The following is a 17,257-nucleotide window of genomic DNA, read 5'->3' on the forward strand; positions in this document are numbered from 1 at the left end:
GTAGCGCTGGCCGTCCCATTCCGCTTCCATGGCGCGGTGCTCCTTCAGGAAGGCGAGGTATTCCTCCAGCACCCATCCTTTTTGTTGCATGACGGCGCTGTGCGGCAGCCCGACATAACGATAATGCCACGGCTCGTACTTCACGCCCGTCACCTCGGTCTTGTCCTCGGGATAGCGCAAAATAAAGCCATGCTCCCACGCATACTCCCGCAGCCACTCGCCCTCCGGCGCAACCCGCATCTCGCCGATCGAGGATCCAATATCGAGCGCCATGCCCAGATTGTGCTCGCTGTAACCCGCCGGCATCGCCGATTCCGCCCCCAGCTGGCGATACAGCTCGCCTTGCTCCTCCTCGGTCCGATAGCCGCTCGTGATCAAAAAGCGGTCGACGCCGTCCGTCTCGGCCTCCTCCACCATCGCCGTGAATCGCTCCAGCAGCTCCGGCGTCAGGCGAATCGAGCGATCCATCAGCCCGAAGCCCTGCACCAGCTCGCGGTGCTCGTACAGCAGCAGCGTCTCCGGCGCCTCGAAATCCGGCGAGATCGCAATCTCCTCGTTGACCAGGAGCAGCTCGCCCTTGTAAATGTCGCGCTCCTCCAGTCGGAGCGTGTCCATGCCTTCGCCCTCGCCGACTGCGCGGGCGTCGCCTCGCGCGTCCGCGCTCGTGCCGCTTGCTGCGGCGGTGTCCGTGTCCCCAACTGGGTCCGACACCTTGCGATCGCCCGGCTGCGCACCTGCTTCCGGTGTATGCGGGGCATTTGAGAGGACCTCCGTGCGCCCGCCATCGTCCAGCTCGCGCCCCGAGTTCATCTCGCAACGCGCGACGCCGAATCCGAGCAACGCCAACGCCAAAAAGCCCACTATCCACTTCTTCATCGTCAGCCTCTCCTATTCGTTCAGATCTGCTACTATCGAATCTGCTACTTAGAATAGGGGAAACTTTTTAAAAAGAAGCGTGGGCGTTTCTAAAAGATTTCTTAATTTTGCGATCAGCTGGGGCATAAACGAGGCTGCGGCTTGGAATGTTGGCAAAGCACCGTTCGACTCAGCAGCTTGGTAGGTTGGACGGGATGGCAAGGTTGACGGCACGGAGCTTAATAGTGGCAGGTTGGTCTACGCGGAGCTTGGTCGCGGCGGCAGATTGGTTAGCTCGGAGCTTAGATGGAGTGGCATTTCGTGCCGCTGTAGGGCAAGCATAATGGACTCCACAGCGTAGTGGGTCGCGGTCGGCGCGTTTTGGGATTTAGGATCGCGTCAACGCAATACGACGCACCCGATTTTGGGATTAGACGCACTCGATATCGGGTTCATGCTGCAGCTTCACACATCCGAGGCAGATCCAAGCGCTTTGTCCCATTAGCAAACCTATGATGAGAGCGTAAGCTAGTTCTAACGGACAAGGGAGACGCTTAGCGCAGTTTTTCGGCACCCTTCCACTTCTAACGGACAAGGGAGACGCTTAGCGGCGATCTTGGTCCTTTTAGCAGGCTCAAATGTCCGCTAAGCGTCGCTGGTGTCCGTTAGAGCAGCAAACGCGTTCAATTTAGGCGCTAAGCGTCGCTGGTGTCCGTTAGAACTACCACTTCTACTAACTCACCCCGTTCTGCCCAAAACGCATCAAGGGATTAGTTGAGAATCCGGAGAAAAGCCTTAAAGCTGCGTTACGATAGTTTCAATCCACGCATCCGCGAGGGATGCGACCCATCGCCTCCATGACGGCGTCCGACATTGTGACGTTTCAATTCACGCATCCGCGAGGGATGCGACTCGGTGATCGATGCGGTGTAGGCGTAGGCGTCGAGTTTCAATCCACGCATCCGCGAGGGATGCGACAACCTACGTGCCGGACATAGTAAAAATCCATCTAGTTTCAATCCACGCATCCGCGAGGGATGCGACATCGAAGCTAGAAGAATACAACACTGCTTACCAAGTTTCAATCCACGCATCCGCGAGGGATGCGACGTCCTTATAAAGAGTTTTGTACCATTTTCGGGCGGTTTCAATCCACGCATCCGCGAGGGATGCGACAAGGCTTATATTGATCGGCCTAGACAATGGAACAGTTTCAATCCACGCATCCGCGAGGGATGCGACATTTTTGTACGCGAGCGTGGAGGAGTTCATCAGAGTTTCAATCCACGCATCCGCGAGGGATGCGACTTTCTTCGACGAATTCTTCGCGCTCTTCCGCAGGTTTCAATCCACGCATCCGCGAGGGATGCGACGCCGGGGCAAGCGCCGCGCGCGCCCGGCCTGCAGTTTCAATCCACGCATCCGCGAGGGATGCGACTTAATGGAATAATTAGTTATGCGCAACAAAACGGTTTCAATCCACGCATCCGCGAGGGATGCGACGCGCAGGACTTCGACAGGAGGGAGAGACGATGAAGTTTCAATCCACGCATCCGCGAGGGATGCGACCGGCATAGGGGGGCGCTGGCCCCCTACTTTGATTTGTTTCAATCCACGCATCCGCGAGGGATGCGACATAAGTGGATTGTTACGAATCTGCTTGGAGACGGTTTCAATCCACGCATCCGCGAGGGATGCGACAGCGGCGCCTGGGAAGCCTTGCGGGGCAAGGGATTTCGGGGCCGAAAGTGCGAACCTCTTTATTATATGGTTTTTCGACTCAAAAAACGAGCCCGTTTTTGAAAAAAACCAGGTCTGGAGCGGGGTGCGAACCTCCCGGGGATTTCATGTGCACCTGGGGTTCGCACCGGTACCGCCGCTGTATCACCGGCCATTAACAGCAAAGTCGGCGCCCCGACCTACGACGGCGCTGCACCGTTCGCACTTCAAAAATGACGGGATGGTCGGGCCTAAGCAAGCTTATTTTCATGACGAGCTTGGGATTTGGAATCATGAATGTCTCGTACTGTGAAATGAAGACAAGTTTACGTAAGATCATATGCTTTCTATAAATCCAAGGCGAAACGGCTTCCGCCGTCCTCTGGCGGCGGCGCAAGCTTCGTTCCGAGAATATAGAGACCGTCTATAAGCGTGAAACTTATAAATTCCATATATTGGACAAGGCGCCGCGAAATCCGCAGCGCCCCCTCCTTCTTACTCCTTCTTACTCCTTCTTATTTCTTCTTACTCCTTCGTACTCCTTGCCTCTATTCCACGTTCTCCGCCACCCAGGCGTCGAGCTGCTTCTGCTGCTCGGCCAGCACCTTCTCGGCGCCGGCGCCGCGCAGCTTCTCCAGGTACTCCGGCAAGTATTCCTCGGGATCGACGGTGCCGGTCATCAGCAGCGGCTCATACTCCGCCTTGACCGCCGCCACGTTGGCCGCCTCGGCCTTCACATTCGAGTCGTCGAACGAGAAGCCGAAGGTCGGCTGGACATACGCCGATTCGTTGAGCTCGCGCGTCTTCTCCCACGTATCCGGCGCTTGCCCCTCGACGAGATAGCCGTTGAAGACGTTGCCGAACACCCAGTTCTGCGCGGTGTAGCCGCCGCCCGTGTCGATGCGGACCGTATTGTCGTCGATCTTCTCGTAATGCTCGCCCTCGATGCCGAAGCTGAGCAGATTGAACAGCTCCGGATCGGTGTTGACCAGCTCGATCAGTTGCATCGCGCGCTCGGGATTGGCCGAGGTGCGGCTGATCGCGGTCATCGTCGTAATGTTCGACGTCCGGCGCGTCGTCGCTTCGGTGAACGGAATGCCGATTACGTCGTAGCCGCCGTTGGACGTCTTCTTCTCCGCCTCGTAGCCCGGCTTCATCGCGCTCTCCAGACCGGCGGCATACTTGCCGTTGTACATCGAATCGATCTGCTTGACCGTCGAGGCGTCGTCGTTGATGTAGCCCTTCTCGAACCAGTCGTGCATCATATACACGAAGCGCTCGTACTCCGGCGTCTCCTCCATGAAGTTCACCTTGAAGCTCGTGTCGCCGATCTTGACGCCGCTGTCGTCGTAGCCGTACATGAACGGCTCGAACTTCGTGCCCGGTCCGGTCAGCATGAGCGGCGTCAGGTCCGGATCGTTGTCCTTGACCAGCTTCAGGAACGGCTCGAGATCCTCGATCTTCTCGACCGTGCCGGCGTCGAAGCCGTATTTGTCCGCCAGATCCTTGCGGATGCTGGCGCCGTAGCGCGAGGTGACCGTCTGGTAGTTCGGCACGGCGTAGATCTCGCCCTTGTATCGGGTCGCGTCCCAGGTGAACGACGGGATCGCCTCCTGCGTCGACGGGGCATATTCGGCGAGCAGCTCATCCAGCGGCAGGAATGCGCCCTTCTTGACGTTCTCGTCATAATTGAACGCCCAGTTGGCGGTCCAGACGAGGTCGAATTTTTCGCCGGCCGCGCTGGCGGTGTTGAGCTTGGTCGTATAGCTGCCGAAGTCGATCGGCCGCAGCTCGACGGTCGCGTTCAGCTTCGCCTTGACCAGCTCGTTGACCGCTTCCTCGATCTGGTCCTGGTCCGGCGACACCTGGGAGACGCCGTAATACCAGATCAGCTCGACCTCGGGCGGCGCGCCCTCGCCATTATTGCCGGCGCCCGCCGTCTCGCTTCCGCTTGAAGCCGCCCCGTTGCCGGCGCCTCCATCGTTGCCTCCTCCGTTAACGCCACCATTGCCGCCATTGCCGCTGCAAGCCGACAGTACCAGTGTCGCGCCGAGCACCATCGGCAGCATTGCACGCCATTTTTTCATGTGTATACCCCTCTCGTATCGATTCGGATCGGATCAGCCCTTCAGGGAGCCGACCGTCATGCCTTGCACGAAGTACCGCTGGAAGAACGGGAAAACAAACATCATCGGCCCGGCGACGAGCACGACCAGCGCCATCCGCACGGATTCGTTGGGGAACTGGCTCATGTCGATGCCGAGATTCTGGATATATGCGCTGTTGTTGCGCAGGAAGTCAAGCGTATTCATGATCCGTACGAGCAGCAGCTGCAGCGGCACGCGGCGATCGTCGTCGATGAACAGCAGCGCGTTGAACCATTCGTTCCAATAATTGAACGCGGTGAACAACCCGAGCGTCGCCAGCGCCGCCGTCGAGAGCGGCAGGATGATGCGGAAGAAGATGCGCACCTCGCTCGCCCCGTCCATTTTGGCCGACTCGATGATCTCATACGGAATTTTACCCATGAAGCCCTTCATGATCAAGACGTAGAACGGCGACAGCAGGCCGGGCAGAATGATCGCCCACAGCGAATTTTTGAGATGCAGATATTGTGTCATCAGAATGTAGAACGGCACCAGTCCGCCCGAGAACATCATCGGAATGAAGACGTAGATCGTCAGCGGCGCCCGCAGCCGATAATCCCGGCGCGAGATCGCATAGCCGACGATGCTCGTCAGCAGCAGGCTGAGCAGCGTGCCGACGACCGCGATGAAGGCCGTATTGGCGTACGCTCGCAAGATGACGGCCGGCGATTGCAGCAAGTACTCGTAAGCGAGCGCGCTGAACTTGCTCGGGATGAAGGCGTAGCCGAACTGCGTCAGCGCCTGCTCGTCCGTCAGCGAGACGGAGACGATCAGCACGAACGGCGCCACGATCAGCACGGACAGTATCACGAAGAACAGATTCAGCGTCAAGCTGGCGACCCGATTCAGCCGCGAAGCATTCGATTCCATTGCATCCCCCTCCCTACCATAACGAATTTTCCGAGCTGAGCTTGCGAACGGTGTAGTTCGCCGCGACCACCAGCACGAGGCCGACCGCGGATTGATACAGGCCGACGGCTGTCGCCATCGGGATATCGCCGCTCACGCTCAGTGCCCGATACACGAACGTATCGATGATGTCGGTCGAATTGTACAAGAGCGGCGAATTGTTCGGGACGAAGAAATGAAGGCCGAAATCGCCGCGGAACATGTTGCCGATCGCCATGATCATCAGAATGATGATGAGCGGCGCCAGCGTCGGAATCGTAATTTTGTACGCCATCTGAAAACGGGTCGCCCCGTCCATCCGCGCCGCCTCGTAATAGGACGGGTCGATCGCGACGATGCCGGCATAGAACACCAGCGCCGAGAAGCCGATCGACTTCCATAGATGCGCGAAGGTCAGCACGGCAGGCCAATACTGCTCCTCCAGATACCACCTGACCTTGTCCAGCCCGCTCGACTCCAGCATATGGTTGAGGAAGCCGAAGTCGTGATTGAGGAACATCTGCACCAGGAACATGACCACGACCCAGGACACGAACGTCGGCAAAAACATGATCGTCTGATAATACTTGCCCCACTTGCGCGAGATCTCGTTGAGCAGGATCGCCACCACGAGCGCCGCTAGCGTCGTGACGACCCAGAACCATAGGCTGTACAGAATCGTGTTGCGCGTCACGATAAACGCCTTCTCCGAAATAAAGAAAAACCGGAAATTGCTGAAGCCCGCCCAGGCGCTGCCGAGGATGCCGTCGTCGTAGCGGTAATGCTTGAAGGCGATAATCACCCCGAACATTGTCAGATAGCTGAAGACAAAGATGTACAGAATCGCCGGCAGCGCCAGCAGCGTCAGCTCGCGGTCGCCTTTTTTGAAACGCAGCCGCTTCTCTTTCATGCGTTGTTCACCCCCTAACCGTTGCCCGAATCCGCTTACAATGTCATCATGGCACGGCTAAAGGGAATATAAAATCTCAAAATCGCGACATCGTATCAAAATGCGTATCAAAATACGTACAACAATGCGAAGATGCTACGCTTGCGCGCGTCTGCGCGCAATTGCAACGGCATCTGCTCCGAGAATCGCACCCGTGTTGCAGCGAAAACTGAACGCCGGCCCCGCGTGCAGCTCCTAGAGCGCGGGGGCCGGCGGCATGACGGCTGGTTCAATACGTGTGCCACGTGGAAGGCGCGCAATGTGTAAAGCGAAACGCTGTCGCCGAAAACGCTAACGGACACAGGAGGCGCTTAGAGCTTGCTAGGCGCATGCCGCTAACTGTAACGGTCATGGGCGACGCTTAGAAGCACTATTACAGTGAGATTCCACCGAATTGGGGCGCTAAGCGTCTGTGATGACCGTTACAATTTCAAAATGTGCGATTCGACACGCTAAGCGTCGCTGACGACCGTTAGAGCGCCGACGTCGACTTGGAGTACTGCACCGATGCGCGACGACTCGGAGTACCGACCGTTAGAGCGCCGACGTCGACTTGGAGCACTGTTCACCGCCAGACTAGACTGCTGGATTGCTGGCCTATGCCCTTCCATGCACACGCACCTCACCGGTATGCGATGACAATCAGTTGCTCCATTACTAGCTAGCTTCTGCGCCATTGCTTGCTAGCTTCTGCGTCATTGCTCGCTAGCTGCGAACCATAAAGCGATACAGCGTCTGCAGCGCTTCGGCGCGCGTCGTCGGCTGCATCGGTCCGAAGCGGCCGTCCGGGTAGCCGCGCATCCAGCCGGCGCGCAGCGCGTCTTCGATCGAATCGATCGCCCAATGAGCTGCAAGCTCCAGATCGCGCGCCCATTCAGACGCGTCCGCTGTGTCGCTCGTCCAGTCCTCCGAGCTCGCTATGTCACGCGCCTGTTCAGACACGCTGCCGTCCGCGCCGGACGCCGGCTGCGGTGCCCGCTGTGACGCCAGCTGTGCCGCCCGCTGCAGCATGGCCGCGAGCTCTTGCCGCGTCACCGGCGCATCCGGCGCGAAGCGCTCCGCATCGCGTCCGCGCACCAGTCCGGCCGCATGCGCCGCCGCCACCGCATCCGCGTACCAGGATGCCTGCGGCACATCCGCGAAAACCGCCGCTCCAGGCGCAGCCTCCAGCCGGAGCAGCCGCACGAGCAGCGCCGCGAATTCGGCGCGCGTCATCGGCGCGGCCGGATCGAAGCGCCCGTCTGCGCGGCCCTCGGCCAAATGACGCGCGGCCGCGTACCGAACCGCGTCATAGGCCCAGTGCTCGGGCCCGAGGTCCGTGAAGCGAGCGGTGTAGGCCAGCGGCGCGTAGACGCTGAAATGCGTCAGCTCCGTCGCAATGACGCTGCCGCCAGCATCCGCCCCGCTGCTGCCATGCTCGAGCATACCCCCGACGTATCCCCACGCGCCGTCGGCAGAGCGGGTATAAATACCGGCCAGCTCAGCCAGCTCAGCCAGTCCGTCCAGCGCAGCCGGCGGACCGTCTGGATCGAGCGTGAAGACGACCCGGACCGGATGGACAAATCGGCCGGTATACGGCTGCTCCACGTCGCCGCTGCGCAAGCGCAGCTCCAGCTTGTATGGCGCGCCGAGCAACGTGTACGTGCCGCCCTGCGTTCCAGGTCCGCTGCCTGCCGGCGTGTCCGTACCGGCCTGCTTATCCGGTCCGCTGCCCGTCGTCGCATCCGCCCCGCTGCTCGCCCCTTCATCTGGCTCGCTGTCCGCCTCCGCACCCGGACCGGCACCGCTGCCGCCAATCTGTGCGAATCGTGCGGCTGTTCCATCGGCCGACTGCTGCGCAATCGGCAGCTTCTCTGCCAGCGGCGTCGCCAGGATCATCAGTTCGTCCCCTTCGCCTGCCCCGGCGATCGCAGCCTGCAGCGTCGCCGAATCGAAGGTCAGCGTCAGTGCCCCCGACTGCAGCACAAGCTGCCGCTCTAGCGTCTTCAGCAGCGGTGCCGGGAGCCGCACGCCACGCTGGCCGTCCGTCAACCGAATCGTCAGCGCAGCGCTGCTGTCGACAGCCTCCAGCTCGCGCTCGCCCAGCAGGACAAGTCCGCGGTTGCGGCTCGCGTCGGATTCGGAGCCGCTGCCAGCGGCGGTGTCCGCATCCGAGCCGGAGCCGGGGCTGCCGCCCGAGCCGTCGTCCGGGTCGCCGCCGGAGCCGTCGCCCGGATCAGGACCGGGCTCGGGATCGCCGCCCGCATCGTCATCCGGATCGCCGTCCGTGCCTTCCCCCGGGTCAGGGTCCGGGTCAGGGTCGCCGCCCGAGCCGTCGTCCGGGTCCGTCCCCGGACCCTCTCCCTCGCCTTCGCCGGTACCGTCACCTGTCACCTGCACACTCGCCTGCGTCGTATAACCTGCATAATCGGCCGTCAGTACAGTCTCGCCAGTCGCGACCGCGCCCAGCATGCCATCTGCTGCGACCGTGGCCACCGCCGGATCGGCGATCGCATAGACGACGCCTCCCGTCAGCTGCTCACGCGTGCCGTCGCTATAGACCGCCTCCGTCACCGTCGCTCGCGCCGCGCCCGGCGCCAGCGTATACGCAGGCGCATCGAGGGCGATGCCCTGCAGCGCGCGCGACGGACGCAGCGTGATCGCATTGTCCGCTCCGGCGTAATTGTACACATTCAGATAGCCTGCGGCGGCGATCGGATTGTCCGGGTCCGCATCGAGCCGGTTCCACACCGGCTGTCCGTCGACATTGAGGATGAAGCGCGTGCCGCTCTCGACATCGACCGCGCCGATCTCGAGCAGATGCGTCTCCCCTGGGCGGATCGCCGTATTCGGAATGATCTCCATCATCGTCTGCCCCGGCTTCCAGCTCTGGAACTCGATCTGATCGGCCTTGATGACGATCAGATAGCCCTTATTGGCGCCTACCCAGGTCGGGTCGTCCACGCGATCGGAGCGCAGCGCGAAGCCGTACCAGCCGTCGTCCATCTCCTCGAAGCTCGCCTCGAAGCGCAGCAATCCGCTCCCGAACGTCTCGCCGCTGTAGCCGTAGACGCCGTCGCCATAGATCTTCACCGTCTCGCCGTCCGCATAGACCGCGTCCGACACCGTCCATTGCGCCGCATCCTGCAGATGATCGTCCAGCCGGATGACCGGATACTGCGGCCCGCGCACCGTCACCGTCGCCGAGGCGCGAATATCCGGATTGTCGCGCGAGGCCGCGCGGATCACGGCCGTCCCGGCCGCGAGCGCCCGCACCGTGCCATCCGCAGCTACGCTCGCGATGGCGGGCGCATCCGAGCTCCAGACGAGTCCGCTGCTCGCAGCAGCAGGCGGGGTGAGCTGCGCCTCCAGGCGGCGGCTCTCTCCGGTGTCCAGCGTCAGCGTCTCCGGGCTCAGCCGAATGTCGGCGATCGCGATGCGCGGCAATGCGAAGGTCACGTCGTCCAAGTCGAGATGGCTCCAGCCCTCGACATAGAAGCCGACCTTGCCGGACGGACTGTGGCCCGGATTGGTCCCCTCCAGCACGAGCTCGTCGTTCACGTAGACGCGTACCGACGCCCCTTCGGCAATCATGCGGAGGTCGTACACCGTATCCGGCTCCAGGTCCGCGGCGGGCGTCTCGGCCAGTGTCTGCCACTGCGGCCCGAAGAGCACCCAGGTCGAGCCTTCCGCCGAATGGCGATACCGCACATAGCCGCTGCCATTCGCGCCATTGCGGTCATAGAGGATCAGGACTGCGCCCTCAGGTATCGAGGAAGGCGTCTTGAGCCGGAACGTCAGGCTGTAATCGGCGAAGGCGCGCGGATGCTGCGCATTCGCTCCATTGACGATACGATACCAGGTGTTGCCCGCACCGTCTTCGACGAGGCTGTGATTGGGATCGACGATCCAGCCGTTGCCGCCCGCCTCGAAGTCGGTCTGATGCAGGATGCCCGCGCCCTCGCTGATCGTCACCGTGAGCGTATCGGTCAGCGCCGGATCAGCGATCGAGGCCGCCGTGACGACGACCGTGCCCGGCGCCAGACCGGTCACGCGGCCATCCGCATCCACGCTCGCGACAGCCGGATCGCTGCTCGTGTAGCTCAGTCCCGGCTCGGTGGCCAGCCACGGCACCGCCTCGGCGTACAGCGCCGCGGTCTGTCCGAGCTCGACCGTCAGATCGTCGTACGGGAAGTGCACCGCCTCCACTTCGATCGTCGCCGGCCCGTGCGGCAGGCCGACCTGGCCCTGCGTGCCGATCTGCTCGAACGGGATCGGCTGGAAGCCCGGGATCCGGTCCAGCACCTCGGCGCCCGCAGCCAGCCGGAAGTCGCCGCCCGCCAGATCGACGAAGCCGGGATCGGTATCCGCCACCCAATTGTCCATGTAATTCAGCAGATCGTGCACGTCGCGCGCGCCGTGTTCGTTCGTATCCGCCGAGCGCGTGCGCGCGCTGTTGTACGTGACATTGCGGGCGAACGTATTCGTCTCCGGGTAGTAATGATTCTCGTCGAAGAATGTCAATAGCTCCGGATACTTCTGCGCATACGGCGTGCCGACGAAGTCGTCGTTCGCTTCGAACAGCGCCTCCCAGGCCGGCATGTAGTCGCTGTCGACCTTGTTGCCGGGCGCGTCGCCCATGAACATCTCGTGATTGTCATACGGGATGTAGGTGTCGATGAACATGTTGTTGACCGTGCGAATATGCGAGGCATTGTTGCTCTTGACGGCGCTGTTGCCCATCTGATAGAAGATGTTCTCCTCGATCGTCAGCCCCATCGTCAGATTGTCGGGGTAGACGCCCTCGACGCCGGCCAGATTCTCCCCGATATGATGGAAGAAGTTGCGGTAGACGACATTGCCGCGCTCCTGCGGCACCATGCCCGCGTTCATATAGATCGCGCCCAGGTCCTGGAATTGCTTGCAGATGTCGTAGATATTGTTGTATTCGATGCGATGGTCGTTGCCGTAAATGATGATGCCCGGGTGCGGGGCGTCGTGAATCTCGTTGCCGCTGGCCATGTTGCCGACACCGGAGAACAGCACGCCGGGGTTGTACGCCTTGTGATAATAGGCGAAGTCGTGGATATGCGAATTCTCCACCCGGTTGTTGCCCGGCTCGAGCGTATCCTTGTCCCCGCCGCCCAGCGTGACGGCCGTGCCGCCGATATGCCGGATATGGGAGGAGAGGACCGCGTGATCGCGGCCGTCCCGCGGATTGGCGACGCCGTCGTACTCATAGCGGCCCGGCGAGTTGATCAGCACGCCGCCGTTGGCGAAGTTCTGAATCTCGCTATTGGCGATGATGACGTCGCTGCCGCCGAGGATGACCGCCGCCGTGTCGCGGCCGTATTCGAGCACGAGCGAATCGAAGCGGATATGCGAGGCGCCCAGCGTGCGGAGCATCGGCTCCCTGAGCATCGTCACGGTGGCCTCGGCCTGATCCTCCAGGAACGCGGCGGTCGGCATCAGGTAGAGCATGCCTTGCGTCCGATCGATGTAGTACTCGCCCGGCGCGTCCAGCTCCTCCAGCAAATTTTCGGCAAAATGAAAATCCGGGTACCAATTTTTGAAAATGCCGGACATTTCGCCGTATTGCAGCGTAATTGTTTTGCTCGCGGTATCGATTGCCGCCACCTTGTTGTACGACCACTCCCAGCTGTAGCCGAAGATGCCGTCCAGCCAGATGTCCTCCGCCTCCGTCCAGAATTGCGGCCGGTCGTAAGCGTAGGAGAACGTGCCGCCGCGCTGCTGGAGATCCGGGTCCTTGACCGTCGGCCCGGGGTCAAGAATCTCGTCCATCTGCACTGTGCCTTCGTTGGGCCAGCGGGCGAGCGTCATGCCCTGGCCGCCGATATACAGCTCCATCGGCGGCACCTCGCTGACGTCATTGGCCTTCCAATAGCCGTGACGGCTCAGTTCGCCGTAATCGGTGATGCCCGCCGCCGCCAGATCGAGTTGCAGCACGCGCCCGTGCACGGCGCGCTCGACGATGCGCGCCAGCACCGCCGGATCAGTCACCGGCTCGAAGCCGGTCCGGTCCAGCTCGAGGCCGCCGCTCAGCCGCACCGTCTCGCCGGGATAGGCGCGGTAGACGATCGGCGCATTCGCCTCGCCGGAGTCCGCCTCCGTCAGCTCGAAGGCTTGCTGGCGCGGGTAGACGCCCTCGCGCACATACACCGTTACGCCCCCGTCCGGCAGCCCTTCCGTCGTCTTCAATTCCCGGATCGCATCCCGCGCCCGCTCGAGCGTGCGGAACGGCGCCCCTTCGGCGCCCGTGTTGGAATCGCTTCCATTCAGAGCTACAAAAAAACGATTCTCCGCCTCCTCTGCCTCTGCGATGGCCTGGGGCATGCTCGCCGCGAGCAGGAGCACGACCAGCCAGGCGGCTACGAATTTCCTTGCTTTCACAGCCTTCACCCTTTCGTTTTGGAGTTGCGGCGGCAGGAATTCGGCCTTTGCTTGACGCTGTTCGCTCCCGCCGCCATCTTGCGCCTTCATTGTGGCGCAGCAGGGCGGCGAGCGAAATGCCAATATCCGTGAATCGTCCCGTTTCACATTTCAAAATTTGAGAATGGTTTAAAAAAAAGACAAAACGGCAAGCTCATGGCTTGCCGAGTGTGGCGTTCATCCGGTATTCCTTCGGCGTCACGCCGTTCCGTTTCTTAAAAAGGGTGATGAAGTAGCTGGCATTGCTGAAGCCGAGGTAATTCGCAATTTCCTTGACATTGTAGCTGCTGTCCGCCAGCAGCTCGCACGCACGGTCGAGCCGGTAGCCGTTCAGATAGTCCCCGACGGAGCATTGCTCGTATTGCTTGAAGATTCGGCCGACGTACGCGGAGGACATCTTCAGATAAGCCGCAATCGATTGCAGGCTCAGATTGACGTCGGCGTAATTGGTCTCGATGAATTCCTTGATCGTGTCGACGATGATCGTGTTGCGGTCCTCCTTGGGCTCGGAGGGCTCGGTCCGGCAAAGCTGCAGCAGCACCTGCTCCAGCAGCTCCCGCATGCTCGCCAGCGATTCGGCCCGAATGACGTGATGGTTGAGGCGCTGCAGCTCCACTGCATTGACATATGGCGCAAATACCGGCTCGCGCAGCACCTGCTTGACCAGCAGTACAAGCTGCATGACGGCATAGGGCATGTAGTCGTAATGCAGCGACGCCACCTGCTCGAAGACGCGCTCCAGCGCCGAGCGAATCGCGCCTTCGTCCCGGGTCCGGATGCCCTCTGCCAGCCGGCGCTCGAGCTCCGACGGAAGCGTGAAGTCGACGCGCGCCATATTGGATCGCACGTCAGCCGGCGTAATGACCGCGCCTGGAGGAAAGGCGACGCGGTACATGAACTGCTGCACGGTCTGCTCGTACAGCGCCGTGACCTCACGACAGCGGGCAACTGTGTCGCTGACCGCAGCCGTGAAGGTGCGTTGACCGTAATAACGCTTGTACGTGCCGAGCGCATCCGCCAGCAGCTCGTGCAGCACCTCGAGCTCCGCCTTCTCCGGCCGGACGCGGATCAGCACCACGATGTAGCCGTTGTTCATATCGACGACGCGGTTCGGATAGCGGCGCGCGATCGTCTCTTCCATAATGTTGCAGGCTGCGAATCGGTAAAGCTTCTCCTGCGCAAGCGGAGCAACCGCTCGGGTTGCACCGACCGCACTCGTCGCACTGCTTGCATTGACCGCATTGGCCGCTCCGGCCCCGTCGGACGTCGCATCCATTCCGACCACCGCCAGCTGCCATGTCTGCTCGCGCAGATCGCCGAGCAGCTCCGGACTGGCCTCCGCGCAGTGATCCAGCTCCTCGTCGGTCATGGAGCGGCTGTCCGTCACCCATCGCCGCAGATAATAGTCGCTCATGATCTGCCGATTGCGACCTTCGTCCCGATCGGCCTCCCGCAGCCGAGCGAGCGTCGTGCGCACAGCGTGGGAAATATAGCTCATCTCGTCCCTGGAGCCGTACGGCGCCGCTTCGACGGGCCCGGTTCCATCGCCTCGGAAGAGCTCCAGCAGCTTGCCGACCGGACGATACAGCCGATTGGTCACGAACGCCGACAGCAGCAGACTCGCCGCCAAAAACACGACCGTCAGCGCAAGCGTGATGTTGCGCAGCGTCTCGGCGCGGCCCAGCACCTGGGTATAGGGCAAAATGTTCATGACCTTCCACTGGCTGACCCCGACATTCATCTCCGAGATCACGTAGGCGCGACCGTCAACGCGCTGCACCGAAAATGCCTCGTCGCGGTCCGACCCGGCATGCACAGCCGATACGACCTGTCGTCTTGTCTCCAGCTCGGCCTCGGTGGCGTCAGCGCCGGACTGCAGCATCTGACCGTGCTGATCCACCAGGATCATGCCGCTGTCGCCGTCCGACAGGTTATCCAATCCGCTAATGTTCTCGAAAATCCACTGCGGGCGAATATTGACAATGATCGAGTTGGGCAGCGTCCCGCTCTCGGGATAGTTCTCGGTCAGGATAAAGGAAAACAGATCGACATTGGGGCCGGCTTCCTCCAGCTTGAGCGGCACGAGCCGGGCAACCGCCTCGGAATCGCCCGCTTCCAGCAGTCCGGTCAGCCGCGCCTGAAGCCCCTCCCAGTGCTGCCGCGTCCACATCCCCGATCCGCCGCTGTAATACGAGCGGGTTGTCCCGTTCAAGATCAGGATCGAATCGATAAAGGTCGTGGAATCGGTCATCATATCCAGCTTCCGCAGCGTTTGGAATTTCATGACCGGCTCCGGCTCCACGGCGTTCATTAAATAGATGACGCCCGGATCGATACTCGCCATGAGTCCGATATTGCGTACGATATCGTTAATGTAGGTCAGATTGTGCTTGATCTGCAGCAGCACTTTTTGATTGGCTTCCTTCTGCGTCTGCAAAATCGTCTGCTGAGAATAAAAATAGATGGAGAGCGCCGTAATAATCAGCAGCCCCGCCATCGACAGATTGACATAAAAAAACATGCGCTGCAGATACTTCCGGTGGTTCAGAATTCGTAACCATTTCATCGCGCGCCAACCTCGATTTCTTCGTTAAGCTGGTCCGAGTGTACCCGGCAGGCGCGCGCAGGTCAAGACAAACCGCCACATTTTATAACAATGTACCGATTTTGATACGTTATGAGAAAGTAAAAAATGGATAAACATCCTTATAAATTTTCTATTATTTTCAAAAAAAAAGCTCCCCGAGCGGGAGCGATCCATGGTACTATGCAATCAAGACTTGAATATCCAGCTCGCCGATCCCGTCCATGATGAGCGGGATGGTCAATGCCTTTTTGCCTGCGGACTCGACCGAACGAAGCACAAGCGGCGGCGTGATGTCCACCTTGACGCCTTGATTGTAAAGCATTGTGCTCGCATTGCCGCTGATCATATTGCCCAGCTCGGAAATGGCGCTGCTGCCAATCTCGTCGATTTCGGTAATGGCAAACCCACCCATCATCGCAGAGATGATCTTGAGCGCAACCTCTTCACGCAAAGCAAAAATGATATCTCCGTTCATTTGTCCGGACATCCCGATCTGAATCCAGATATAATCTCCGGCAATCGCAATATCCTTCACGCCAAGTTGTCCGGTCGCCGGGCGAATCATGACCACTTGTTCAATCACGATTCGCGCCGATTCGAGAAACGGATTGATGTATTCTGCTTTCATAAGAGTAACGCCCCTTTTCGACATGATTCGTAACGCTGCAACGAGAGCCCCATCTCCATACGTAAAATTATTATACTTAAAATCGTAGGACAAGTATACTATATTTTTATCACTTGGGACTATTCGACCAGTAAAGGAGCGCGCGTTTCATGCCGAATGTATGGGCTCACCTCATATTTGGAGGTCAAGTACTCGAAGCTTTGGACGAGCATTCGCTGATCGAACGACCGGAGCACCGAAAGCTGTTTCATTGGGGCTGCCAAGGGCCAGACTTTCTCTTCTATCATCAGTTCGTTCCCTGGAGAAAAAGCCGGGCCATGAATGCGCTCGGCGCAGGCATGCATCGGACGCATTGCGGCAAAGTGCTGATGGACATGCTCGATATCGTCAGCGGCCGCGCCATGACCGGTCCCGATCCGGATCCGGCTCCGCTCTATGCGCTGGGCTTCGCGCTGCATCATGTACTCGACCGCAATCTGCACCCGTACGTACATAGTCGTGCCGGCTTCGGCAAGTGGGATCATCAACGCTTCGAAATCATGCTCGACACGCTGCTCGTGCGCGAGTTGCTGCAGCTCGATACGTGGCGCACGCCGGTCTGGCGCGAACTCGACACCAGGAGCGGATTGCCGGAAGCGATTGTCGATGCCTTCGAGCAAACGACCGCCTGCCATTACCCGGCGCTTGCGCCTCTGATCGAGCGTGAGGATTGGGAGCGGGCCCGTACCGACATGCTGCGCGCACAGCGTCTCTTCCACGATCCGACCGGGCTGCGCCGTCTGCTGACGCTGGGCCGGATCGAGCCGTTCGTATATAAGAAGCAACTGCCGGAGCTGGACTTTCTGAACATCGCCAGACGCCCCTGGATCGATCCGGTTGACGATACCGCCTATCATGACGACAGCGTCTGGATGCTCTGGGACAACGCGATCCGAGACGGTGCCGAGGTGGCGCGGGCCGTACTGAGCTGGCTGCGCGCCGAGCACCGCCAGGCGGCGGGCGACAGGCTCCGCAGCTCCGCCGCGGCCGAAGTGGCGGCGGCGGCGGCGGCGGAG

The 17,257-nt window shown here is 60.6% G+C and carries 7 protein-coding genes, 1 pseudogene and 1 CRISPR repeat array; of the genes and pseudogenes, 1 reads left to right on the top strand and 7 read right to left on the bottom strand.

The window, feature by feature from the left end; translation table 11 throughout:
* Positions 1-39: 39 nt before the first annotated feature.
* The 7 genes and pseudogenes from IDH44_RS24895 to IDH44_RS24925 form a co-directional block, all read right to left on the bottom strand.
* Positions 40-876 (bottom strand): annotated as a pseudogene (locus IDH44_RS24895) (M15 family metallopeptidase); the annotation flags it as partial.
* A gap of 793 nt (positions 877-1,669) precedes the next feature.
* Positions 1,670-2,556: a CRISPR direct-repeat array (repeat unit 32 nt; unit sequence GTTTCAATCCACGCATCCGCGAGGGATGCGAC).
* A 566-nt stretch (positions 2,557-3,122) separates the two neighbouring features.
* Positions 3,123-4,661: an ABC transporter substrate-binding protein gene (locus IDH44_RS24900; protein WP_190921533.1), complete on the bottom strand. Its 1,539-nt coding sequence runs from the start codon at positions 4,659-4,661 to the stop codon at positions 3,123-3,125.
* 33 nt (positions 4,662-4,694) lie between these two features.
* Positions 4,695-5,591, bottom strand: coding sequence for a carbohydrate ABC transporter permease (locus tag IDH44_RS24905; RefSeq protein ID WP_190921534.1), 897 nt, complete (start codon positions 5,589-5,591; stop codon positions 4,695-4,697).
* Positions 5,592-5,604: 13 nt separating this feature from the next.
* Positions 5,605-6,519: an ABC transporter permease gene (locus tag IDH44_RS24910; RefSeq protein ID WP_190921535.1), complete on the bottom strand. Its 915-nt coding sequence runs from the start codon at positions 6,517-6,519 to the stop codon at positions 5,605-5,607.
* 744 nt (positions 6,520-7,263) lie between these two features.
* On the bottom strand, positions 7,264-12,948 hold the full coding sequence (locus tag IDH44_RS27270) for an S-layer homology domain-containing protein (protein ID WP_190921536.1): 5,685 nt from the start codon (positions 12,946-12,948) through the stop codon (positions 7,264-7,266).
* A 193-nt stretch (positions 12,949-13,141) separates the two neighbouring features.
* Positions 13,142-15,553: a helix-turn-helix transcriptional regulator gene (locus tag IDH44_RS24920; protein ID WP_190921537.1), complete on the bottom strand. Its 2,412-nt coding sequence runs from the start codon at positions 15,551-15,553 to the stop codon at positions 13,142-13,144.
* Between the two features lie 199 nt (positions 15,554-15,752).
* Complete coding sequence (locus IDH44_RS24925) at positions 15,753-16,202, bottom strand: chemotaxis protein CheX (protein WP_190921538.1); 450 nt, start codon at positions 16,200-16,202, stop codon at positions 15,753-15,755.
* Positions 16,203-16,351: 149 nt separating this feature from the next.
* Here IDH44_RS24925 and IDH44_RS24930 point away from each other — a divergent pair.
* Positions 16,352-17,257: zinc dependent phospholipase C family protein (locus tag IDH44_RS24930; protein ID WP_190921539.1), on the top strand; the 906-nt coding region annotated here is incomplete at its 3' end.

The organism is Paenibacillus sabuli, from assembly GCF_014705605.1.
Lineage (GTDB): Bacteria > Bacillota > Bacilli > Paenibacillales > Paenibacillaceae > Paenibacillus_D > Paenibacillus_D sabuli.

What these genes read in the sequence shown, in the direction of transcription:
- IDH44_RS24900 (WP_190921533.1), bottom strand. Translation starts at nt 4,661, where the DNA reads ATGAAAAAATGGCGTGCAATGCTGCCGATGGTGCTCGGCGCGACACTG.
- IDH44_RS24910 (WP_190921535.1), bottom strand. Translation starts at nt 6,519, where the DNA reads ATGAAAGAGAAGCGGCTGCGTTTCAAAAAAGGCGACCGCGAGCTGACG.
- IDH44_RS24905 (WP_190921534.1), bottom strand. Translation starts at nt 5,591, where the DNA reads ATGGAATCGAATGCTTCGCGGCTGAATCGGGTCGCCAGCTTGACGCTG.
- IDH44_RS24920 (WP_190921537.1), bottom strand. Translation starts at nt 15,553, where the DNA reads ATGAAATGGTTACGAATTCTGAACCACCGGAAGTATCTGCAGCGCATG.
- IDH44_RS24925 (WP_190921538.1), bottom strand. Translation starts at nt 16,202, where the DNA reads ATGAAAGCAGAATACATCAATCCGTTTCTCGAATCGGCGCGAATCGTG.